Here is a 21,031-nt window from a genome sequence, read left to right as displayed (position 1 = left end):
TATGTTATTATAATTTTACCCAAAAATAAATCCCATCAGGAAACTACAATGGACAAAAATGCTTACAATTATGAGCATGCTATCGAAATTGCGCCCAAAATATGGTGGGTAGGGTATGTTATTCCTGATGATCCATTTCAGTGTCATGTTTATCTTATTGAAAACGGAAAAGACTCTATTCTTATTGATCCAGGCTCAAAGCTTACATGGGAAGCTACAAGAAAAAAAATTCTTGAAGTTATACCGCTGGAAAATCTTAGATATATTATATGTCAACATCAAGATCCGGATATTGCCTCCTGTATTGAAGATATACTAAAAGAGATTGGAACAGAAAACCGTTTTGTTGTAACGCACTGGCGAACAGCTGCACTGCTTAAACATTATAACTGGGGTATTGATTTTTACGAAGTTGACGAAAATAACTGGAAGCTTAAAACCAAAGATAGAGAGCTTGAGTTTGTTTTTACTCCCTACATGCATTTTGCAGGCAATATATGTACGTACGATATTGAGACTAAAACTCTATTCTCAAGCGATATTTTTGGTGCTTTTAGAGATACTTTCAAACTTTTTGCCGACGACCCGAAAGTCTATTATGAACAGATGAAACTTTTCCATACTCACTATATGCCCAGTAGAGATATTGTCAATCATGGGCTTGATATGATTGAAGCTAAAGATATTGAGATGATAGCTCCGCAACACGGTTCAGTGATACCAAAAAAAATGATCCCGTATCTTATCTCTAGATTAAGAAAACTTGAAGTAGGCATATATTTACATTTTACAGGTTACAAAAATGTTCAGCGCCTTACGAAAGCAAATGAAATTCTTTCGAAAATTTTTGAACAGATAACCTTTACAACAACAACTCTTTATGAAAAAATCGGTACCATCTTGATGCTTATGAATGAGCTTTTTGCTCTGGAAAGAGTAGTGTGTCTTAGCAGTATAGACGGTAAAGTGGTTATGTTTGATTCATCTATAAATCATCCTATAGAGATTCATTTAAGCGAAAAAGAACTTTTTGCACAGATAGAGAAAATTTTATCAAATGAAGAAAAAACATACTTTGTGGACAAGATAGCACAAAACGATCTACACGGTAAATATTTTGCTTTTCCATTTGTCACCTATAACGAACACCATTCAGCAAACGGTATCTGTTATTTTCTTTTTGCCGAAGATGAGATTATAGATACTGAAGACATTGAAATCCTCAAGAACTTTAGAAAACTTTTTTCTATAATGCTAATGAAAGAGATTGGATATTACCGTATGCAAAAAGAGCGCAACGAACTTTTGCATAAAACAATTACAGACGGACTGACCGGACTTTATAATCGTTATTATCTTGATGAAATTGCACAAAAAGAGTTTAATAAAGCTAAAAGGCACGGATATCCGTTGAGTGCTGTTATGCTTGATCTTGATCATTTCAAAGACATAAACGATATATATGGACATGATGTAGGGGATATTATATTAAAAGATTTTGCCCGTCTTTTACACTCTAATCTTAGAGAGAGTGATTTTCTTTTTCGTTACGGCGGAGAAGAGTTTTTAATTCTCATGCCTTTTACCTCAAAAAAAGATGCCTATCTCGTAGTTGAAAGAATCCGTAATACTTTAAAACAAAAAAATGGAGTTGAAGTTACAAACCAAAATATTGTTTACTCCTTCAGTGCCGGTATAGCTCAATATGAAAAAGAAAAAAATGTTAAAGAACTTATAAGAAAGTCTGATGAATTAATGTATATTGCCAAAAAAACAGGTAGAGATAGAAGTAGTCTACAGTGAAAATAGTTATATTCTTTATGATAAAACTATAAAATAGAAATGCAAAAGAGTGAATATATCTTCGTTTATGGAACACTTAAAAGTGAATATAAAAACTATTACGCAAAAAAACTTCGTTCTTTTGCAAAATTTGTAACAAAAGGGAGCATAAAGGGTAAAATAGTTCAGATATCCTGGTATCCCGGTCTTCTACCTTCTGTTTATCAGAAAGATAAAGTAGTTGGAGAGATATATAAGATAGAAAAAGCTAAAAAACTTCTAAAACTTCTGGATAAGTATGAAGAGGCTTCAAAGTACAATATTCGAAAGTACGAATATAGAAGAGTCAAAGCAAGAGTTTTAGGTTTTAATGGAAAAGTATATAGTTCCTGGGTCTATTTTTACAACAAACCTTTATAGTATTAACTCCTCTTACTTCTAAACTCTACAATATAATAGTATATAAATTGATTGATTTTGACTAAACTTTTATGCTATAATAGCTATAAACATTATCCCGGTAAGACAATATAAATTAGGAGGCACAAATTGAGCAAAAGTTTGTATGAGACATTGGGTATCAGTCCTGATGCAAGTGCCGATGAGATAAAAAAAGCGTATAGAAAATTAGCAAGGAAGTATCATCCCGATATCAACAAAGATCCCGATGCAGAAGAGAAATTTAAAGAGATAAATGCTGCATATGAGATTTTAAGTGATCCAGAAAAGAGAAAACAGTATGACCAGTATGGTGATGCGATGTTCGGTGGACAGAATTTTCATGATTTTGCACAGCAGCAGTTTCATCAAAATGTGGATCTTGATGAGATACTCAGAAATATTTTCGGCGGCGGTTTCAGATTTGAGAGTGGAAGAGGCGGCGGATTTGGAGGATTTGGCGGCTTCGGGTTTGAAGAGTATGCAATGCCAGATCTCGATATCCACGCAAAAATAACCATACCATTCAATACTGCGGTATTGGGTGGAACACACAGCATAACAATCAACGGAGAAACTTTTGATATAAGAATACCACCCGGTGTAAAGACAGGTGAAACTTTAAGAATCAGGGGAAAAGGAAAAAGCTATAACGGAAAAAGAGGAGATCTTCTTTTAAAAGTGGAGGTTGCTCCGAGTCCCGAATACGAAAGGGTAGGTTATAATCTTTACAAAGATATAGATATTCCTCTTAAAACCGCTATGTTCGGTGGAAAAGTAAAGGTTCAGACTTTGGAAAAAGAGATAACTTTGAAAGTACCTCAAAATACAAAGTGCGGACAGAAATTCAGAGTAAAAGGACTGGGAGTTTTAAATCGTAAAACCGGTATAAAAGGAGATCTTTACCTAAGAGCAAATATAATTTTACCTAAAGTAGAAGAACTTGATCCCGAACTTAGGAAAATGATGGAAGAGAGGCTTCCAGGAGGTGAATAATGCATGGATATGATGAACCGGTATTTCTGATAAGCGTAGTTGCAAAAGTTTTGAAAATACATCCGCAGACACTCAGACAGTATGAAAGAGAAGGACTTGTAAAACCTTCAAGAACAGAAGGTAAGATGAGGCTTTATTCTCAAAGAGATATAGACAGAATTAAAATGATTCTTCGTTTGACAAGAGAATTGGGCGTAAATCTTGCAGGTGTAGATATTATTCTAAGGCTCAAGGAACAGATGGAAGAGATGGAAAGAGAGATAGAAGAGCTTAAAGATGAACTTGCAAATTATCAGGCTGCAAACGGTCAGATACCGAAAAATCGTTCTATGGTTAAAAAAAGAGATAGTTACGAAATTATTATTTTTGAAGAGTAGGGTATTGCCTACTCTTTGAGACGTTTTATAGAAGCTCCAAGAGCGTTTAATTTTTCTTCAAGTTTTGAATATCCTCTGTCAAGATGATAAATTCTATGAACTTTAGTTTTTCCTTTTGCAGTCAGACCGGCTAAAACAAGTGCACTGCTTGCTCTAAGGTCAGTTGCCATAACGTCTGCGCCGTAGAGTTTCGCCGGACCGTTTACAGTTGCAATATTTCCTTTCAGGTGAATTACGGCACCGAACCTCATAAGCTCGCTCACATGCATAAATCTGTTTTCAAAAAGTCTCTCCTCTATAATCGATGTACCTTCCGCTTTAAGCGCAAGAGCCAAAAACTGAGCCTGCATATCGGTTGGAAAACCTGGGTACTCTGATGTTACAATCTCAACAGGATATATTTTTGCAGCCGGTTTTATAGTTATGGATCTGTTTTTTGTCTCCGTTTCAAAACCCATCTGATTAAGTTTTGTGATAACAGCATCAAGATGGCTCTCTATCACGTTCTCAACTGTTATCTCAGAGTTTGTTATGGCTCCGGCACAAAGATATGTTCCGGCTTCTATCCTGTCAGGAATAACATCAACAGGTTTAAACTCAAGAAGTTCACGTTCGCTCCCCACAACAGCAATCTCATCACTGCCTATTCCTTCTATTTCAACTCCGGCGGACTTTAACACTTCGCAAAGCTGGACAACCTCAGGCTCTTTTGCGGCATTGACTATTGTCGTTTTGCCTTTTGCCAGAGCAGCAGCCATTATTACGTTTTCTGTTCCTGTTACAGTTATTTTGTCAAATATAATATGAGCGCCTCTTAAGCCGTTTTTTGCTTTTGCAATAACATATCCGTTTTTTATCTCAATGTTTGCACCCATCTGTTCAAGTGCTTTTAAATGTAGATCAATAGGTCTTTGTCCTATTGCACATCCTCCCGGAAGGCTTACCTCGCAGTGACCGAAGCGAGAGAGCAGGGGACCCAGTACAAGAATGGATGCTCTCATAGTTCTGACTATATCGTAAATTGCAGTTGTACTTGAAACTCCTGATGTATCTATATTAAGATCACTATTATTCAGTTCAAACTGTGCGCCTAAAATTTTAAGAAGTTGAAGCAGTGTTCTGATATCGGCAACATTAGGGATGTTAGTCATAGAGACTCTGTTTTTTGCCAATATAGTTGATGCTATAAGGGGTAGAGCAGCATTTTTTGCTCCGGATATCTTAACACTTCCTTTGAGTTTTCTTCCGCCTTCGATTTCAAGATAATCCATTTGATACCTTTATCAATAAGTGATGTAATTATACTAAATTCTGTTTAAAGATAGTTATTATATTATCTAATATAAATAGTCCGGGAGAGAATTATGGAAGACAGACTGGAGAGATTAAAAAAACTAACGGAAAAAATAGCGAGTTTCGAGCTTCTTAGAAGAGAAAATTTGAAAACTTTGAAAAAACTCTATAAAAAGCTCTGCATAGATGAAAAGATTGATGATTTTGATTCGATTTTTGAATTTAAAGCGATGAATCTTGGAGGCATCTCTTTGAATAATGAGAGTCTGGGAGAGGTAAAAGAGGGCAAGTATGCCCAAATAATAGGAATAATGAGTGTTGATGAAGATAACAGAAAAAAGATGAAAAATATAAATATAAAATATTTCGGCAGAGCGGAAAAACTAGGGCTTTCAGCGATAAAAGATATATGCGAGTTTGTTCTGAGATGGAGGCTTGAAAAGAGTTTCAGAGGAGTTGAGAACTATAAAGAACTTCTTGAAATGCTTGAAAGGGTCTCTGATGATAAATGACAAAACAAGATGGAATGAAAAGTATTTAAAAAATCCTCCCGTAAGCGAAGAGGCGATTGAGACATTAAAAAAGTTTTATCATCTATCATCCGGTAATAAAGCTCTTGATATAGCTTGTGGATTCGGAAGAAATGCAAAATTCCTGGCTAAAGTAGGTTTTTTGGTAGATGCGGTTGATATCTCGGATGTTGCTTTAGAAAAGCTTTCTAAAACAGAAAATATAAATACAATAGTTGCGGATTTGGACGAATATGAAATACCAAAAAAAAGCTACGACCTGATAGTATGCTCATACTATCTTAACAGAAGGCTTTTTCCGTTTATAAAAGAGGGGCTTAAACCTGGTGGAGTGGTGATATATGAAACATTTTTGCTTTCAGAAAACATAAAACCTTTTAAAGAAGAGTATCTTTTAAGAGTCAACGAGCTTCTGGGGCTTTTTTATGATTTTCATATTATATACTATGAAGAAAAGGAGATTGTTAGAGAAGATGGAAAACATGTACCGGTAGCATCTATTGCTGCAAGGAGCAGAACATGCAGCTGATATTTTTGGGAACGAGTGCGGGAAAGCCTACACTGAACAGAAATGTATCAGCTCTTGCAATAAAACCTTTTCAGACAAGAGAATGGATCCTTTTTGACTGTGGAGAAGCTACACAGCACCAGATTTTAAGAATGCCTCTGCTTTCAATTGCCAAACTCAAAACCGTATTCATAACGCATCTGCACGGAGACCATTTATACGGACTTCCCGGCTTGCTTGCCACCAGATCCATGCAGAGCGGCGCAGGTCATCTTGCTATTTACGGTCCAAAGGGAGTAAAAAAATTTCTTGAAACGATATTTGACGTATCGCAGCTTAATCTATCATTTGACATAAATATCAAAGAGGTCGAAGAAAATGAGCATATACAAATAGAAAATTTTGATGTATATACCATAAAGCTCTCACACACTATAACAAGCTATGCTTATCTTTTAAAAGAGTTTGACAAACCGGGGCGTTTCAATATCCAAAAGGCGAAAGAGCTTGGAATTCCGGAAGGGCATCTGTATGCAAAACTGAAAAGAGGAGAAAAAGTAGTTCTAGAAGATGGCAGAGAGTTTTTTGGAAGAGATTTTGTAGAAGAGAGAATAAAGGGAAGGGTACTTTTGATAGCCGGCGACAACGATAGACCGGATATTGTCGTTCCGTATCTGGAAAAAACCGGTTGCGATGTTTTTGTACATGAAGCTACATACACCGAAGAGGTTTACAAAAAAATCAAAATAAAAGTAATGCATTCAACTGCAAAATCAGTTGCAATTGCAGCTAACAAGTCTAAAACAAAGAATCTTATTCTGACACATTTTAGTTCACGTTTTACAGAGTCGCATGATAAAAACTCCCATACGATTAAAGAGATATATAATGAAGCAAGAATGTTTTACAGAGGCAATCTTTTTCTTGCAAATGATTTTGACGTTTATGAATTTGACAAAGATAATAGATTGATATTAAAAAATATTAGTCTATAGAAACGGACTCCCAGAAAAAATCAACGTGCTTTTCGAACATGGTAGAAAGTGTTGTAGTTGGCTTTTCGTCGAGCCTCAAAAGGGTTATATGTATTCTGTAGTAAAAAATAGGTGCAAAAAACTCCTGTGCCATAAGCATAGGATCTGATGAGCGAATGAGCGAGTTTTGCATCATTACAAAAAATGCTTCGGCCAATTTTTTGATATTGTCTTCATAAAAATACTTTAAAAATGATTCTCTTACATCTCTGTTTTGCATCAGTTCTATCAAAATGATTCTAAACATCTTTTCATTTGTTTTGTCAAAGGATACAAGCTTTATTGATGCTGCATATTCATACAGGAATTTCTTGCCTTTAAGGGCGTGTTCCGAGACAGGTTTTCTTTCAAAAAAGTTTGAAAAAGGGGTAGAGAAGAGCTCCTTCATAATAGTTTGAAATATCTCTTCTTTGTTTTTAAAATGGTTATAAATAGCACTTTCTCTTATTCCTACGGCCTTTGCTATCTTTCTGATTGACGCACCCTTATAGCCATGCTCCGCAATAAGTTCCTGTGCTGCTTTGAGTATCTTTTCTTTTGTATTTTTCCCTCGCTCACTCTTTACAGTTCCCATGTTTTCGGACATATAGACTCCTTTTGTGTTATTTTACCTAACAGTTGTTCATATGTCAAATAGATATAAATTAACGGCTGTTCATATGTATTTAGGAATATGTTAACACATGTTCATATGATAGATTATCAGGGTGAACACATGTTAATGTTTGCGGTTTTTTCTTTCATTTTGATTTTTTTTCTAACGGATAAAGCATATAAGAGTGCATTAATGATATTGCGATAAAATATAGTTTGAAAATTATAGTTTTCAATACTAAAAGAGAAAAGGCTTACGATGCATTATCCGATAGATTTCAAAGATAGATTTGAAGATACTTTGCTGTTTTGGATGGAGAGATTTATAAGGCATAAACTAAATTCGCTTTCCAACAGACAGGTAAAAGACAAAGATCGCCTGGCATATGTTATAAAAAAATTGACACTTGGAACCGACTCCATTGAAGAACTGGCCGATTTGGTAAAAGAGGCAAGAAATGCAGGGCTTATCGGTATAAATACCTATTTCAAGCCACTTGAAAAACTTTACAGATATCTTATTATGATGGGTCCGGCATCTATGAAAGAGATAGACGAAGAGATGATTGTAGATTTTCTTACAAGCGAAACGGGAGGCCTTTCTGATGCCACAAAGAAAAATCATCGTATAGCTATGATAAATTTTTTTGCGTATATAGACAAACAAAATCTTGATGACAGCGGAAATGCCCATGTATACAGAATAGAGCTGAAAAACTGGGGTGGTCTGAAGGGAAAATCGGGGCAAAAACTCCCGGAATACCTGACAGAAGATGAGATTTCAAAGTTTCTGGAAGCAATTGAAACCTACCCGTTCAGAAGCGATGTTGCTGCAAGAAACAGACTTATTATAAAAATTATACTCTATACAGGTATTCGTGTAGGAGAAGCCATAGGACTGAGAATAAAAGATATAATCCCTGAAAAAGATATATATCTTATTAAGATTTTGGGAAAAGGAAACAAACACAGAGTTGTTATGATAAAATCAAAACATATAAAAAGTGATCTGCAGGAGTGGCTGAGTCTTAGAAATTGCGAAAATGAACTGCTATTTTGCAATAAAAAGGGCACTACCCTTACCCAGGCATATATCAGCCGAATTGTTGAAAAAATTTTGATGAGTGCAGGTATCAGAAAAGAGAAAAACGGAGCTCATATGCTACGCCACAGCTTTGCTACCCTGCTCTATCGCAAAAGCAAGGATCTGGTTTTGGTACAGGAGGCTCTAGGGCATGCTAGTCTTGATACGTCAAGGATATATACACATTTTGACAGGGACAAACTCTATAAAGCAGCCAGTATAATGGATGATATAGAGTAATATTATTTAATATAGGAGAAGATGATGAGGAAATTCAGTTCGCTTGAAGAGGTAAGAAAAGCCGTTGATGATGTAGACGAAGAGATAGTAAAGCTTCTTGCAAAAAGAAGCGGATATATAAAAGAGGCAGCAAAATTCAAAAAATCGGTTGATGAGATAAAAAGTGATGAACGGGTCGAAGAGGTTTTGGATCATGTCAGTCATCTTGCGGCAACTCTCGGAATTTCACCCAATATGGTTACAGAGCTTTATAAAATACTTATAGACAAAATGGTTGAGATGGAAATAGAGGAGTTTAAAGGGGGTGGAGCATACTAGGTGTGCTCTACAGCAACCCCAGCAGTGCAAAAAAGAGAACAGGCGGCGTTATAAGTACCCCTACTTTCATATACTCTCCCCACCCTATTTTAACCCCCTTTCTCTCCAGAACATGTAGCCACAGTAATGTGGCAAGAGAGCCTATAGGTGTCATTTTGGGTCCGAGGTTTGAGCCAAGAATATTTGCGTAAGCCAACTCTTCATGGCCAGCCTGGTCTATTGCAATATCCATTATCATGATAGTAGGCATATTGTTCATTACGGAACTGAGAACAGCAGACAAAAAGCCGGTTCCTATAACTGCAGCCTCTTTGCCCTCTCTTGCGAGACTCTCTATAATTGTTGCAAGATGTGATGTAAACCCTGCGTTTTTTAATCCATATACAACTACATAAAGGCCTATGCTGAACCATACAACCTGCCAGGGAGCGGCTTTTACCGTCATTATCGGTTTTGCAGCTTTGAAATGGGACGCTATCCACAAGAAGACCAATGCTCCTCCAAGAGCAAACAAAGATATTGGAAGGTCGTATATATCGCCTATAAAATATCCCGTAAGCAGAAGTGCCAGAAAAACCCAGCTTAGATAAAACATAGTCATGTTTTTTATTGCAGATTTTGGTTCAGCCAGATTGTCAACTTCTACCCTTTTTGGAATAGATTTTCTGAAAAATAGCCACAAAATGGCAATCGAAGCTGTTATACTAAGCAGATTGGGCAAAAACATCTCTTTTGCATATTCCCAGAAGCCTATACCGAAATAGTTTGCAGTTACTATATTTGTAAGGTTTGAAATTATCAGTGGATTTGATGCGCTGTCTCCTATAAATCCTCCTGCCATCAAAAATGCGAAAATCGCTTTTGGATCCATTTTAAGATATTTCATTTTGGCAAGAAGTATCGGGGTCAGTATGAGAGCCGCTCCGTCATTTGCAAAAAATGCGGCAACAACGGCACCTAAAAGAAGAGTATATACAAACATGAGATTTCCGCTGCCACGGCTGAGCTTTGCCATCTTAAGAGCTGCCCACTCAAAAAAGCCTATTTCATCCAAAACCATAGACAAAAGGATAATTCCGATAAATGCCAGAGTTGCATCCCAAACTATGGATGTTACAGCCAATACATCCTGCCAGCTTACGACCCCAAGTAGTATTGCAGCAACTGCGCCTAAAACCGCAGTTGTTCCGATTTTAAGTCCTTTGGGTTGCCATATAATAAAAATAAGTGTTATTGCAAATATAGAAACGGCAAGTATCATAACTATCCTTTAGTTTTTGAAAAGCGAACTATAACATATCTATTTTTATATATCAAGATATCTTGATATATTACAACGATGTGAGTATAATAATAGAATCAATAACAAAGGTTTTTTACCCATAGGAGTAACTGTGGATATTTTTTTAAAAACGATTTCTGCGCTGAATGACGAAACTAGAGTAAAAATTTTAAGATTTCTGGACAAGCACGGCCCTCTTTGTGTCTGTGATCTGCAGGAGTCTTTTGCAATGCTTCAGTCAAGACTTTCCAGACATCTTAAAATTTTAAAAGAGGCAGGCTTTCTAAAAGTGGAAAGAAAAGGGACATGGGCATTTTATTCCATAAGATCGCCATTGGATAGATTTAGAAAAGAAGCTCTCGAAGAGATTCGCTGTTTGGATATCGAGCTTCCTTTATTGAAAAAAACAGAAAAGGGAAAATGTGAGCTATGAAAAATGTTTTGATTCTCTGTACAGGTAACAGTTGCCGATCCATTATGGCGGAAGCTCTGATAAACGCAAAACTAAAGGGGTGTGTCAAAGCTTACAGTTCCGGAGTAAATCCGAGCGGAAAAGTAAACCCAAATGCAAAAAAGCTCTTGCAAAAAAAGGGTATTTGGGAGGACGAATACCGCTCAAAACCGATAGAAGAGATAGAAGAGATACCATTTGATCTTGTTATTACCGTTTGTGACAATGCAAAGGAGACCTGTCCTGTTTTTTCCAGAAATGCAAAAACTATACATATAGGTTTCGAAGACCCGGACGGAAAAGAGATAGCGGCTTTCGAAGAGACTTTGAATGATATTGAAAAAAGACTGCTTCCGGTTATTGAAAAGGAACTCTGCAATTGAGCTCTTTAAATAAATATTGCCGTTCATAGAAGATAAGAGAGGTTTATATCCCTTCTTTTTTGTCTCTAAAAACCATATAATAAAATACAGGAACAATCAAAAGCGTCAAAACTGATGAGCTGACAAGTCCTCCTATCATGGGAGCTGCAATTCTTTGCATGACTTCTGATCCTACACCATGTGCAAACATTATGGGTATAAGACCGGCAATGAGAGCAAAAACAGTCATAAGTTTAGGTCTAAGTCTCAAAGCCGCCCCTTCTATGACAGCTTTTTTTATGTCTGCCGGATATTTTTTTCTTGCCTCTTCGAGGTATATGATCATAACTATTGCCGTCTCTGCAGCGACGCCCAAAAGAGCCAGAAAACCGACAATGACAGCGATACTCATATTGTAATCTAGAAAATCAACATACCAAAGACCGCCAAGCAGTGCAAACGGAAGAGTCATAAAGACAAGTATACTGTTTATGACAGAACCTAGAGCAAAATAGATAAGAATCAGTATAATTACAACCGTAGCCGGAATTATAAGCTTCAGTCTTTGCATTGCAGAAGCAAGATATTCGCTCTGCCCTGCCCACTCTATAAAAAATCCTGAAGGAAGTTCTATACTCTCAAGAGATTTTGATGCAATCTGTTTGTATTCGTCAGCACTGATGTTTTCCTTGGGCGTTATATAAACGTATGAGACTTTCATCCCCTTTTCGCTCTTTATTGCGGCGGGTCCTGTTTTATAACCTATTTTTGCAAAAGTTTTTAGCGGCTGATAGCCGTTAGGAGTAGGAACAAGTATATTTTCAAGCGCCTGGGCGCTGTTTCTGAAGCTCTCATCAAGCCTCATTTTTACAGGATATCTTTCAAGCCCTTCTATCATGGTTGTTATTTTTTTGCCTCCTACGGCGTATGAAATGATTTCAAGTATGGTGTCTTTGTCAACAGAATACTTTTGAAGCGCTTTTTCGTCAATATCAATGTCTATATAGTATCCGCTGCTGTTTCTTTCCGCAAAAACGGAGCTTGTTATATCCAAAGCCGAGAGTTTTTCTTCGAATTTTTTTGCCGTTTTTTGAAGAGTCTCAATGTCGTTTCCATATATTTTTATCCCGAGAGGTGTTCTGATACCTGTAAGAAGCATATCAATCCTTCCTCTTATAGGGTACGTCCATGAGTTTGTAAGTCCCGGTATCTGAAGAGTCTCTTCCATTTCGTTCATCAGTTTTTCATATGTCATACCCTCTCTCCATTCGGTCTGGGGTTTGAACTCTATAATGGTTTCTATCATCGAAAGAGGAGCAGGGTCTGTTGCAGTATCTGCCCTGCCCGCTTTACCAAAGACACTTTTTACTTCCGGAAAACTTGCAAGAATTTTATCCGTTTTTTGTGTCAGCTCTTTTGCCAGATCTATGGAAATTCCCGGAGGCGTAACAGGCATATACATAAAACTCTCTTCATTAAGAGGCGGCATAAATTCCCATTTTTGATGTTCATACAGATAATAAAGATAAAAGAACGATGCTATAAAAAGTATAATAACTATATATCTTCCGAGCAGAAAAAGTTTGAGTATCGGTGTATATATCCAAATAAAAAACCTGTTCAGCGGGTTTTTCTCTTCGCCTGGAATTTTGCCGCGTATAAGCCAAAGCATAAGCAGCGGCACTAGCAAAATAGACAAAAGCGCGCCTATTGTCATGGCAAAAGTTTTAGTGTAAGCCATCGGAATAAAGAGTTTTCCCTCCTGTCCTGACAGCGCAAATATAGGCAAAAAAGAGACAACTATCAAAATCAGGGCAAAAAAGACGGGCCGTCCGACCTGTTTTGCGGCATTGATAATAATACTTTTTTGATCGGCATCCGGATTTTTGGCCAGATGTTTGTGTACATTTTCCACCATGACAATAGATGCATCGACCATAGCTCCTACAGCTATGGCTATTCCTCCGAGTGACATGATATTTGATTCTATGCCAAGAAATGCCATTAGTCCCAGTGTCAGAAGAATCGTCAGCGGAAGAGTTATGATAATAACAAGAGCGCTTCTTAGATGAAGCAGAAAAGCTGATATGATTATCAAAACGATAATCGATTCTTCCGTTAAAGTCTTTTTAAGTGTATCTATCGCTTTTTCTATAAGGGAGCTTCTGTCATACACTTCCACTATCTCTACATCATCCATTTGAAGGCTGTTTAATTTTGCTTTTATTTTATCTATTACCTCATAAGCGTTTGCATGCTGTCTCATGACAACTATACCGCTGACCACCTCCCCTTTTCCGTTCAAATCCGCAACGCCCCGTCTTGGCATAGGTGCAATATTGACCGAAGCGATATCTTTTATCCTCAGAGCAAAACCGTTTTCGTTTTTTAAAACAATATTTTCGATAGATTCGGTGTTTTTGAGATAACCGTCAGCATCGATTATCTGCTCAAATCCGTTTTCCAGTACCGCACCGCCCCCTGTGGAGTTGTTGTTTTTCTTTACTGCATCTTTTATCTGTTTGTATGTCAGGCCGTACTCTCTTATTTTGTCATGGTCTATCGTTATCTCGTAACTTTTGACAAATCCGCCAAGACTTGCAACTTCGCTCACGCCCTCGACACCTAACAGTGCATATTTTATGTAATAATCCTGTAGTGACCTGAGTTCTTCCAAAGACTTGGTTTTTGAAACAAGTGCATATTCGTATACCCACCCTATTCCCGTAGCATCGGGACCCAGTTTTACTATAGCCTCTTTCGGCAAAGAAGTTGCCAGTTCGGAAAGTTTTTCCAAAACTCTGCTTCTTGCCCAGTAAAGATCCGTTCCGTCTTTGAAAATGATATATACAAGACCATTTTCAAAACCGCTTAACGCTCTTACTGTCTCTACATCTGGAAGTCCCATAAAAGTCGTTACTATAGGATATACGACCTGGTCTTCTATGATGGAGGGCGACTGTCCCGAATAGTTTACCTCTACGATAACCTGAGTCGGCGAGAGATCCGGCAGGGCATCAAGTTTTAGATTTTTAAGCAGAAACAGAGATACGAAACTAAGCAGCACAAATGTCAAAACGACAAAAAAGCGCCCCTTTATACCCAAGTCTATAATTTTTTCAATCATTTTCCGCTCCGTAGAGTCCGTTTATCTGAGCATCAGCATCAAGCAAAAAGAGTGCATTGTCCGCAACTTCCTCTCCCTCTTTCAAACCTGACAATATCTCATACAAAGATGTGGAAAATGGTTTTGCTGTAATAATTTTTGGCTCATATTCGCCTTCAAACTCACCTTTTACAAAAACTATATGCTTCTTTCCTTTTGTTATAACCGCACTTTTGGGAAGTACAAGTATGCTTTTTTTCGAAAACTTTATTTTCGCTTTTGCGTAGAGACCCGGAAAAAGTAAGTGATGAGTGTTTTTTACAGAGATTCTGAGTCTGGCCGATCTGTTTTTTTTGTCTGCGAAAGGATAGATCTCTTCTATCTTTCCTTTGTAGATTTTTTCTATACCGTCTATCTCGAGAATTGCCTCTTTTGCTTTTTTTATCATAGATATATCGCTTTGATATATCAAAGCTTCCATCCATATGCTGCCAAGATCGGCAATCTTATACAAAGCTGCACCTTTTTTTGCAAAAGATCCTTTGTTGATGTTTTTTTCAAATATAAATCCCTCATACGGCGATCTTATAACGACAGATTTGGGAGGATGTTTTGATTTTGCAAACTTTTCGATCTCTTTTTCTGAAAATCCCAAAAGTTCAAGCTTTCTTTTTGAGCTCTCAAGCATATATTTTGCATTTTGGCTTTTTGATTTGTCATAAAAAAGTTTTGTTTTTATCAGTTCACCAATGGCAGCGTATACAGAGGGGCTGTATATTTCAAAGAGAGGTTCTCCTTTTTTGACAAACTTAAAAGTTTTGTCAGCATGGATTTTCTCTACGAATCCTTCAAACTTAAGGGTGAAATCATAAAATCTGCTCTCATCAACCTTCAAAAAACCGTAATAGACCGACTCTTTTGTAAGATCGGCTTTTTTAACTTTAACCGTTTTGATATTGAAAAGCTGATCAACCTGCAGTATTTCTGCGTTTAGATAAATGATAAGAAAAATCGGCAAAATCAAAAGTCTCATAATTCATCTCCCGAATAGTATGATATTTCAGACATTGCACTGTTGAACTCATAAAGAATATCTACTTTTTCAAGTTCGAATTTCAACGTTTTTTCGATAACTTCTACGGCATTTTCCGCCATTGCGGTATTTGCTGCAAGATTTTGTATAACAATATCCATCTGGTGCGATAGATCTCTTTGAATGATTTCATCGACAATCTTGTACCTTTTCAAAGAATCCTCCGCTTTTATAAAAGCACTTCTTAGACCAAATCTTAGTTTTAGCTTCTCGTTTTCATAGATTTTTTCCAGTGATGAGAGCTCCTTCATACTTATGGAAGTTTTCAGGTCCTCTCTTCCGTATATTGGCAGCTTGAAAGAAAGAGACACGCTTATGTAGTCATCTCGATTTTCTCTGTTGAAGTATCCTGCACTGACTCCTATGTCGGGTGTTTTTTGTGCTTTATAGTAATTTATTCGTTCTTTTTTTGCTTGCATCAGTTTTTTTATAATTTTGAGACCCGGATGAGACAGGAGCTTTTTTTCATAAAAGTCCCGGTTTTTTATTTCGTATATCTTCATCTCTCTTTCTATGCTGCTGATTTTCGATGCCGTAATGGAAGAGAGTTTTTCAAGATATCTTTTTTTAAGATTTTGCAGTTTTATGGTTTGGGTATCAATATTTGATTTGAGGATTTCTGCTTTTATGATTGCGGTATGAGGGGTACCGAGGCTCTGTGAATACTGTTCCAAAAGTCTGCTTGTGTAGTCTATAAGCCTGTTATACTCTTTAAGTAGAAGCAGTTTTTTCTCTATTGCAGAGATTTTAAAAGTTACTATGTCGGCCTCGAGAAAGAGTCTTTTTAAAAGAAGTTCATACTCATACTCTTTTGCCTCTTTTAGCGAAATATCCGCATTTTTAAGATAATCCAGCTTTCCGGCCGTAGGAATTTTTTGGGTCAATATAATACCCTGCGATTGCATTGCTTCAATATCTCTTGAAAAAGGTTGCTGAAGATTTATATCGTTTGCAAAAATTTTCAAAGAGGGGTTTTCCAATTTGCCTGATAGTACGGCTTCTTCATTTTTTGCTTCGGCCAGATTTTTCAGGGAGCGAAGTTCGGGATTGTTTCTTATCATCTCTTTTATTTCGCTAAAAGAGGAACCATACAATGAAAGAGCGCATAAAAGTAAAAAAAAGGTTCTCATCTGTTATTCTCCTCTTGTTAAAAGCTTTTCGAATCTGCTCAAATAGATTTCAGCAGAGCCCAAAAGCCTGGGTTCCGGGCACAAAGCCCGGTTGAACTATATATTTACGCTTCCTTTGTATAGGTATTTTTTGCCATCTTTGGTTATTATGTAGATTCTTACCTGCCAGGTGCCTCTCATAGCAAAATTGATATTTGCGCTGTATTTTCCTTCGCTCAGAAATTTTGCCTTTTTCTTATCTTCCATATAAGGCATTCCCGGCATCTCTGGCATAAATACTTTTATAACTACTTTTGCGCCGTTTACAGGCTTATTTTTCTCTTTCAATACGACTGTCACTGCATTCGTGCCTTTTGTAAGAGGTTTATCCGATACCAAAGTAACATCAACTTTTCCTGCACGTCCATGCTTTTCGAAACCCGCCGCAAAAAGAGCTGTACCTGCCAAAAGCATAGCGAACAGAACTATAACTGTTTTTCTCATTTTTTCCTCCTTTATTGTTATAGGAGTATTTTAAAGAAGTAATATGTAGATAATGTGTAGAGATCAGATATTTTCAGGGAAAGTCAGTATAAAAGAGGTTCCTTCAGAAGTGGAGTGAACATCGATTTTTATATCATATTTTTCGCATATCTCTTTGACTATACTAAGACCTATACCAAATCCTCCCTGGGATTTGTCTATACGCACATATCTTTTGAAGATATCGTTGATTTTTGACTCAGGTATTCCTCTGCCCTCATCTTTTACGACCAGTCGGCATTTTTTCAGAATAATTTCTATTTTTTTCCCCGGAGGAGTATATTTGACAGCATTTGATATGATATTGCCCACCAGGCCGAAAGCCGATTTCTCATCCATAAAAACCCTGCAGTTTTCAAGGTCCGAGATTATTGTCACTCTTTTGGTATCGGCTATATCTTTTATGAAACCGATAGAGTCTGTAACGGTATCTTTGAGATTTATCTCTTTTTTTTCAGCGGGTTCATGCTCCGAAAGAAATAGGTATGAAAGACCATCATAAAGCTGTTTTATACGTTTTGTACTGGCTCTTATTCTTTTTAGAATTTTTTGATCAATATCGCTGTTTTCAAGTTGTTTTGCACTCATAAGCAGCGCTGTTACCGGAGTGTTGAGCTCATGTGCACTCTCTTTGGCAAACTTCTCTATGGATTCAACTTTCTCCTTGACAGGTTTTAGAAACATTCTGCCCAAAAAATATGCTATAACAGATATAAACAGAAAGACACCTAGAAAAATCAGAAGAATATTTTTTTGCAGTTTTTCAATCCTGCTGTCGTTTTTTTTCTCCAAAACCGCAATATATTTTACTCCGAGATGTCCATATGCGCTTTTGTCTATATAGATATATCTGCCGTTTTTTGTGTATAAATTTTTTGTAACATCAATTTCATCATATTTTTTGCCGTTTAATATGTCCTTTTTTTCACTGTCTAGCAGAAGAAGTTTGAAGTTTTTGTTTTCGGGAAGTTTCAGATGTTCGTTTTGCATCTGTGCTCTGATCACCGCAGATGCAGCCATAGAGGCAAAACTTCTCATATGAGCCTCTTTCAAAGATTTGAGCGTCTGCTCTTCGTATTTGTAAAAAAACCATGCCACAAGGCCCAAAAGCAATATGGTGGAGCCTACATATATGATAAGAAAATTCAGAAGAGACTTTTTTTCATATGCATTCAAACAGATATCCTGCTTTTTTTATCGTTTTTATTCTCTCTGGTCCCAATATCTTTCTCAGATTTTTTATATAGACTCTTATCGTTGCTTCGCTGGGAGCTTCATCGTAACCCCATATATTGTATGCCAACTCTTCATAAGAGATGGTTTTGCCGCGGTTTTTCGCAAAATATGAGAGTATCTGCGCCTCTTTCGGAGAGAGGTGATAGGAGCTTTTCTTTTTGATAATACTATTTGTTTCAGGATAAAAATATGTCTCTTCGCCGATTTTTATCTCTTCGTTTTTTTGATTTGTACCCAGATGGTAAGAGATTCTTGCGTCAAGCTCTTCAAGTTCGAAGGGTTTTTTTATATAGTCGTTTGCTCCTATTTCAAAAGCATATTTCAGTTCTTTGCTGCTTTGTAAAGATGTTATAAAAATTGCCGGTGTGCGATTTTTTATCTGCCTGAAAGTTTTTAGAAATTCAAAACCGCTGCAACCGGGCATATTCACATCCAGCAAAAAAAGGTCGAATGCCTCTTTTGAAGCGGCATCCACTGCTGTATCTCCGTCATAACAGACTTTGACAAAAAAACCTCTTTTTTTTAGATGTTCTTCAAGGATATCGGCAAGTATCACATCATCTTCTGCTATCAATACTTTCATAGTAAAATATTATACCAGTTTTGCCGCTGATTTTAATGTCTGAGTGTTGATTGCCACAATTATAGTACTAAGTGACATCAATATCGCTCCGAAAGCGGGAGTGATAACAATACCCCATGGCATTAGTATACCGGCTGCAAGCGGAATGGCCACTATGTTGTATCCCGCTGCCCACCATAGGTTTTGAACCATTTTCCTGTATGTTATTTTCGAAAGCGTTATGGCGTTGTAAACATCCAGAGGATTGCTTTTTACAAGTATGATATCTGCACTCTCTATCGCTACGTCAGTTCCTGCTCCTATGGCCATACCTACATCAGCCGCAGCCAAAGCGGGGGCGTCATTTATACCGTCACCCACCATTGCTATTTTATAACCCTCTTTTTTCAATGAATTTACAATTTTCGCTTTTTCATGGGGAAGGACCTGTGCATATACTTTGTCAATTTTTAGTATATTTGCCACATATTCCGCCGCTTCTTTGCTGTCTCCGGTTATCATGACTGTTTTTATTCCCAGGGCTTTGAGTTTTTCAATAGCTGTTTTAGCCTCCTCTCTTACATTGTCGCTCAATATAAAAGCACCTGCAAGCCTATCGTTTATAACAAAAAATATAACAGTTTTGCCGGCTTTCATCTCCTCTAAAGTCTCCAAGTCTTTGATTTCGATACCAAGTTCTTTCAGATATGAAGGACTGGCAGCAACGATATCTTCGCCATTTATGCGTGCTTTTGCTCCTTTTCCGGGAATCGCCTCAAACTGTTCGGCTTCGTATTTTTTTGCACCCTTTTCTGCACAATATTTTGTTATCGCTTTTGCGATAGAGTGTTCGGAGTTTCTTTCTAGGGCTTTGGCATATGAGAAAAGTTTTTCTTCCTCTATAAAAGATATCGCTTTTTCCACTTTTAATTTTCCTTCAGTCAATGTTCCTGTTTTGTCAAATACGACAAAATCAAGATCTTTTGCTTTTTCAAATGCCTCTTTATCTCTTATCAGAATCCCTTTTTTGGCAGAAATCGATGTGGAAAAAGCAACGACCAGCGGAACGGCAAGACCGAGTGCGTGAGGGCAAGCTATAACAAGTACCGTTACTGCCCTTTCAACTGCAACCGCAACGGAATCGATGGAAATCCATACCACAAAAGTTATAGCCGCGGCGGCAGTTGCAGCATAAAAGAGCAGACCTGCTGCTCTGTTTGCGAAATCCTGTGTTCTGGACCGGCTTTTTTGAGCCTCTTTAACAAGCTCTATCACCTGCGAAAGATATGTATCTTTCCCTGTCTTTTCGATCCTGACGACAATGGCTCCCTCCTGATTGACCGCACCGCCAACCACTTTGTCCCCTTCTTTTTTGAAAACCGGCTTTGATTCACCGGTCAGCATCGATTCGTCGAAAGTACTTGAGCCTTTTACGATAATGCCGTCACTTGGAATTTTTTCTCCCGGTTTTACCAGAACAAGGTCTCCCGGTCTGAGATCTTTGATATCAATTTCCACAATTTTTTCATCTTTTTCTATTTTATGAGCGCTCATCGGCATAATCTTTGCAAGTGCTTCAAGCGCTCTGGATGCGCCTATTATACTTTTCGCCTCTATCCAGTGCCCCAAAAGCATGATATCTACAAGAGTGGAGAGTTCCCAAAAAAAATCTTTGCCTCCAAGAAAAACAGAAGATATAAAGGAGTAAAAATATGCAACACTTGTTGCCATAGCTATAAGCAGCATCATTCCCGGCTCTTTTTTCTTTATCTCTGCAACAGCACCTGCCAAAAAAGGCCAGCCTCCGTAAAAATATATAATCGATGAAAAAAATATAATCGTCTCTTTTTGAAAAGGATAGACAAATTCAAACCCTAGCAGTTTTTGTATCATCTCTGAGGAGAGAAGTACAGGGATAGTTAATATCAAAGAGATCCAAAATCTTTTTTTGAACATCTCTATATGGGAAGTATGGTCGTGTGAATCGTGTCCTGTATCTCCTTTATGCTCTTCATGTTTGTGTTCTTTATGCATATCTTTGTGGTTATGTTTATGGATATGCTCATGATTTTTTTCCCTTTTCATACTCTCCT

Annotated in this window: 21 protein-coding genes; 11 read left to right on the top strand and 10 right to left on the bottom strand. The window is 37.3% G+C overall.

What is annotated here, in order from left to right:
* Positions 1-48: 48 nt before the first annotated feature.
* The 4 genes from EPR_RS04830 (at position 49) to EPR_RS04815 (ending at position 3,593) form a co-directional block, all read left to right on the top strand.
* Entirely contained in the window at positions 49-1,803 is a 1,755-nt protein-coding gene (locus EPR_RS04830) for an oxygen-binding di-iron domain-containing protein (protein WP_200762136.1), read from the top strand.
* A gap of 39 nt (positions 1,804-1,842) precedes the next feature.
* On the top strand, positions 1,843-2,202 hold the full coding sequence (locus tag EPR_RS04825; RefSeq protein ID WP_200762135.1) for a gamma-glutamylcyclotransferase family protein: 360 nt from the start codon (positions 1,843-1,845) through the stop codon (positions 2,200-2,202).
* 129 nt (positions 2,203-2,331) lie between these two features.
* Entirely contained in the window at positions 2,332-3,216 is an 885-nt protein-coding gene (locus EPR_RS04820) for a DnaJ C-terminal domain-containing protein (RefSeq protein WP_200762134.1), read from the top strand.
* Positions 3,216-3,593 carry a heat shock protein transcriptional repressor HspR gene (locus tag EPR_RS04815; RefSeq protein ID WP_200762133.1) on the top strand — a complete coding sequence of 126 codons (378 nt, stop codon included), beginning with the start codon at positions 3,216-3,218 and terminating at the stop codon, positions 3,591-3,593. The genes EPR_RS04820 and EPR_RS04815 overlap by 1 nt, the downstream gene beginning before the upstream one ends.
* An 8-nt stretch (positions 3,594-3,601) precedes the next feature.
* Here the strand turns inward: EPR_RS04815 and murA are convergent, their stop codons facing one another.
* Positions 3,602-4,864: a UDP-N-acetylglucosamine 1-carboxyvinyltransferase gene (gene murA, locus EPR_RS04810; RefSeq protein ID WP_200762132.1), complete on the bottom strand. Its 1,263-nt coding sequence runs from the start codon at positions 4,862-4,864 to the stop codon at positions 3,602-3,604.
* A 93-nt stretch (positions 4,865-4,957) separates the two neighbouring features.
* On the opposite strand from murA, the gene EPR_RS04805 reads away from it, so the two are divergent.
* From EPR_RS04805 to EPR_RS04795, 3 genes are read left to right on the top strand one after another with little or no spacing between them, the layout of a single operon-like run.
* Positions 4,958-5,398 (top strand): hypothetical protein, encoded by a 441-nt coding sequence (locus EPR_RS04805; protein ID WP_200762131.1) that lies wholly within the window; start codon positions 4,958-4,960, stop codon positions 5,396-5,398.
* Positions 5,388-5,945, top strand: a complete 558-nt coding sequence (locus tag EPR_RS04800; RefSeq protein WP_200762130.1) for a class I SAM-dependent methyltransferase — start codon at positions 5,388-5,390, stop codon at positions 5,943-5,945. The genes EPR_RS04805 and EPR_RS04800 overlap by 11 nt, the downstream gene beginning before the upstream one ends.
* Positions 5,936-6,919 carry a ribonuclease Z gene (locus EPR_RS04795; protein ID WP_200762129.1) on the top strand — a complete coding sequence of 328 codons (984 nt, stop codon included), beginning with the start codon at positions 5,936-5,938 and terminating at the stop codon, positions 6,917-6,919. Before EPR_RS04800 ends, EPR_RS04795 begins: the two co-directional genes overlap by 10 nt.
* Here EPR_RS04795 and EPR_RS04790 read toward each other — a convergent pair.
* On the bottom strand, positions 6,909-7,544 hold the full coding sequence (locus EPR_RS04790; RefSeq protein WP_234697074.1) for a TetR/AcrR family transcriptional regulator: 636 nt from the start codon (positions 7,542-7,544) through the stop codon (positions 6,909-6,911). The genes EPR_RS04795 and EPR_RS04790 overlap by 11 nt on opposite strands.
* Before the next feature lie 267 nt (positions 7,545-7,811).
* On the opposite strand from EPR_RS04790, the gene EPR_RS04785 reads away from it, so the two are divergent.
* Together EPR_RS04785 and EPR_RS04780 are read left to right on the top strand one after the other, a co-directional pair.
* Positions 7,812-8,876 (top strand): tyrosine-type recombinase/integrase, encoded by a 1,065-nt coding sequence (locus tag EPR_RS04785; protein WP_200762128.1) that lies wholly within the window; start codon positions 7,812-7,814, stop codon positions 8,874-8,876.
* A 21-nt stretch (positions 8,877-8,897) separates the two neighbouring features.
* Entirely contained in the window at positions 8,898-9,194 is a 297-nt protein-coding gene (locus EPR_RS04780; RefSeq protein WP_200762127.1) for a chorismate mutase, read from the top strand.
* Positions 9,195-9,201: 7 nt separating this feature from the next.
* Here the strand turns inward: EPR_RS04780 and EPR_RS04775 are convergent, their stop codons facing one another.
* Entirely contained in the window at positions 9,202-10,455 is a 1,254-nt protein-coding gene (locus EPR_RS04775) for an arsenic transporter (protein WP_200762126.1), read from the bottom strand.
* Positions 10,456-10,588: 133 nt separating this feature from the next.
* Between EPR_RS04775 and EPR_RS04770 the strand changes: the two genes are divergently transcribed.
* Complete coding sequence (locus EPR_RS04770; RefSeq protein ID WP_200762125.1) at positions 10,589-10,909, top strand: ArsR/SmtB family transcription factor; 321 nt, start codon at positions 10,589-10,591, stop codon at positions 10,907-10,909.
* Positions 10,906-11,310 carry an arsenate reductase ArsC gene (locus EPR_RS04765; RefSeq protein WP_200762124.1) on the top strand — a complete coding sequence of 135 codons (405 nt, stop codon included), beginning with the start codon at positions 10,906-10,908 and terminating at the stop codon, positions 11,308-11,310. The genes EPR_RS04770 and EPR_RS04765 overlap by 4 nt, the downstream gene beginning before the upstream one ends.
* Positions 11,311-11,353: 43 nt before the next feature.
* Here EPR_RS04765 and EPR_RS04760 read toward each other — a convergent pair whose 3' ends face one another.
* The 7 genes from EPR_RS04760 to EPR_RS04730 form a co-directional block, all read right to left on the bottom strand.
* The gene (locus EPR_RS04760) at positions 11,354-14,416 is read right to left on the bottom strand and encodes an efflux RND transporter permease subunit (protein WP_200762123.1); all 3,063 of its coding nucleotides are present in this window, start codon (positions 14,414-14,416) and stop codon (positions 11,354-11,356) included.
* A complete protein-coding gene (locus tag EPR_RS04755; RefSeq protein ID WP_200762122.1) occupies positions 14,409-15,428 on the bottom strand; it encodes an efflux RND transporter periplasmic adaptor subunit in 1,020 nt (339 codons plus the stop codon). The genes EPR_RS04760 and EPR_RS04755 overlap by 8 nt, the downstream gene beginning before the upstream one ends.
* On the bottom strand, positions 15,425-16,618 hold the full coding sequence (locus tag EPR_RS04750; protein WP_200762121.1) for a TolC family protein: 1,194 nt from the start codon (positions 16,616-16,618) through the stop codon (positions 15,425-15,427). Before EPR_RS04750 ends, EPR_RS04755 begins: the two co-directional genes overlap by 4 nt.
* A 96-nt stretch (positions 16,619-16,714) precedes the next feature.
* On the bottom strand, positions 16,715-17,101 hold the full coding sequence (locus EPR_RS04745) for a FixH family protein (RefSeq protein ID WP_200762120.1): 387 nt from the start codon (positions 17,099-17,101) through the stop codon (positions 16,715-16,717).
* 63 nt (positions 17,102-17,164) lie between these two features.
* On the bottom strand, positions 17,165-18,316 hold the full coding sequence (locus EPR_RS04740) for a sensor histidine kinase (protein WP_200762119.1): 1,152 nt from the start codon (positions 18,314-18,316) through the stop codon (positions 17,165-17,167).
* A complete protein-coding gene (locus EPR_RS04735; protein WP_200762118.1) occupies positions 18,303-18,959 on the bottom strand; it encodes a response regulator transcription factor in 657 nt (218 codons plus the stop codon). The genes EPR_RS04740 and EPR_RS04735 overlap by 14 nt, the downstream gene beginning before the upstream one ends.
* Positions 18,960-18,968: 9 nt before the next feature.
* On the bottom strand, positions 18,969-21,023 hold the full coding sequence (locus EPR_RS04730; RefSeq protein ID WP_200762117.1) for a copper-translocating P-type ATPase: 2,055 nt from the start codon (positions 21,021-21,023) through the stop codon (positions 18,969-18,971).
* Between the last annotated feature and the right edge of the window lie 8 nt (positions 21,024-21,031).

The sequence above is a fragment of the Nitrosophilus alvini genome, assembly GCF_015100395.1.
GTDB classification, from domain to species: domain Bacteria; phylum Campylobacterota; class Campylobacteria; order Campylobacterales; family Nitratiruptoraceae; genus Nitrosophilus; species Nitrosophilus alvini.
The sequence above is the reverse complement of the archived record's forward strand: the minus strand, read 5'-3'. Positions and strand labels throughout refer to the sequence as shown.

Excerpts from the sequence above, each read along its gene's own strand:
- EPR_RS04785 (WP_200762128.1), top strand. The coding sequence starts at position 7,812 with ATGCATTATCCGATAGATTTCAAAGATAGATTTGAAGATACTTTGCTG.
- murA (WP_200762132.1), bottom strand. The coding sequence starts at position 4,864 with ATGGATTATCTTGAAATCGAAGGCGGAAGAAAACTCAAAGGAAGTGTT.
- EPR_RS04745 (WP_200762120.1), bottom strand. The coding sequence starts at position 17,101 with ATGAGAAAAACAGTTATAGTTCTGTTCGCTATGCTTTTGGCAGGTACA.
- EPR_RS04805 (WP_200762131.1), top strand. The coding sequence starts at position 4,958 with ATGGAAGACAGACTGGAGAGATTAAAAAAACTAACGGAAAAAATAGCG.
- EPR_RS04815 (WP_200762133.1), top strand. The coding sequence starts at position 3,216 with ATGCATGGATATGATGAACCGGTATTTCTGATAAGCGTAGTTGCAAAA.
- EPR_RS04780 (WP_200762127.1), top strand. The coding sequence starts at position 8,898 with ATGATGAGGAAATTCAGTTCGCTTGAAGAGGTAAGAAAAGCCGTTGAT.
- EPR_RS04790 (WP_234697074.1), bottom strand. The coding sequence starts at position 7,544 with ATGTCCGAAAACATGGGAACTGTAAAGAGTGAGCGAGGGAAAAATACA.
- EPR_RS04830 (WP_200762136.1), top strand. The coding sequence starts at position 49 with ATGGACAAAAATGCTTACAATTATGAGCATGCTATCGAAATTGCGCCC.
- EPR_RS04765 (WP_200762124.1), top strand. The coding sequence starts at position 10,906 with ATGAAAAATGTTTTGATTCTCTGTACAGGTAACAGTTGCCGATCCATT.
- EPR_RS04800 (WP_200762130.1), top strand. The coding sequence starts at position 5,388 with ATGATAAATGACAAAACAAGATGGAATGAAAAGTATTTAAAAAATCCT.
- EPR_RS04755 (WP_200762122.1), bottom strand. The coding sequence starts at position 15,428 with ATGAGACTTTTGATTTTGCCGATTTTTCTTATCATTTATCTAAACGCA.
- EPR_RS04750 (WP_200762121.1), bottom strand. The coding sequence starts at position 16,618 with ATGAGAACCTTTTTTTTACTTTTATGCGCTCTTTCATTGTATGGTTCC.
- EPR_RS04735 (WP_200762118.1), bottom strand. The coding sequence starts at position 18,959 with ATGAAAGTATTGATAGCAGAAGATGATGTGATACTTGCCGATATCCTT.
- EPR_RS04825 (WP_200762135.1), top strand. The coding sequence starts at position 1,843 with ATGCAAAAGAGTGAATATATCTTCGTTTATGGAACACTTAAAAGTGAA.
- EPR_RS04775 (WP_200762126.1), bottom strand. The coding sequence starts at position 10,455 with ATGATACTTGCCGTTTCTATATTTGCAATAACACTTATTTTTATTATA.
- EPR_RS04760 (WP_200762123.1), bottom strand. The coding sequence starts at position 14,416 with ATGATTGAAAAAATTATAGACTTGGGTATAAAGGGGCGCTTTTTTGTC.
- EPR_RS04730 (WP_200762117.1), bottom strand. The coding sequence starts at position 21,023 with ATGAAAAGGGAAAAAAATCATGAGCATATCCATAAACATAACCACAAA.
- EPR_RS04795 (WP_200762129.1), top strand. The coding sequence starts at position 5,936 with ATGCAGCTGATATTTTTGGGAACGAGTGCGGGAAAGCCTACACTGAAC.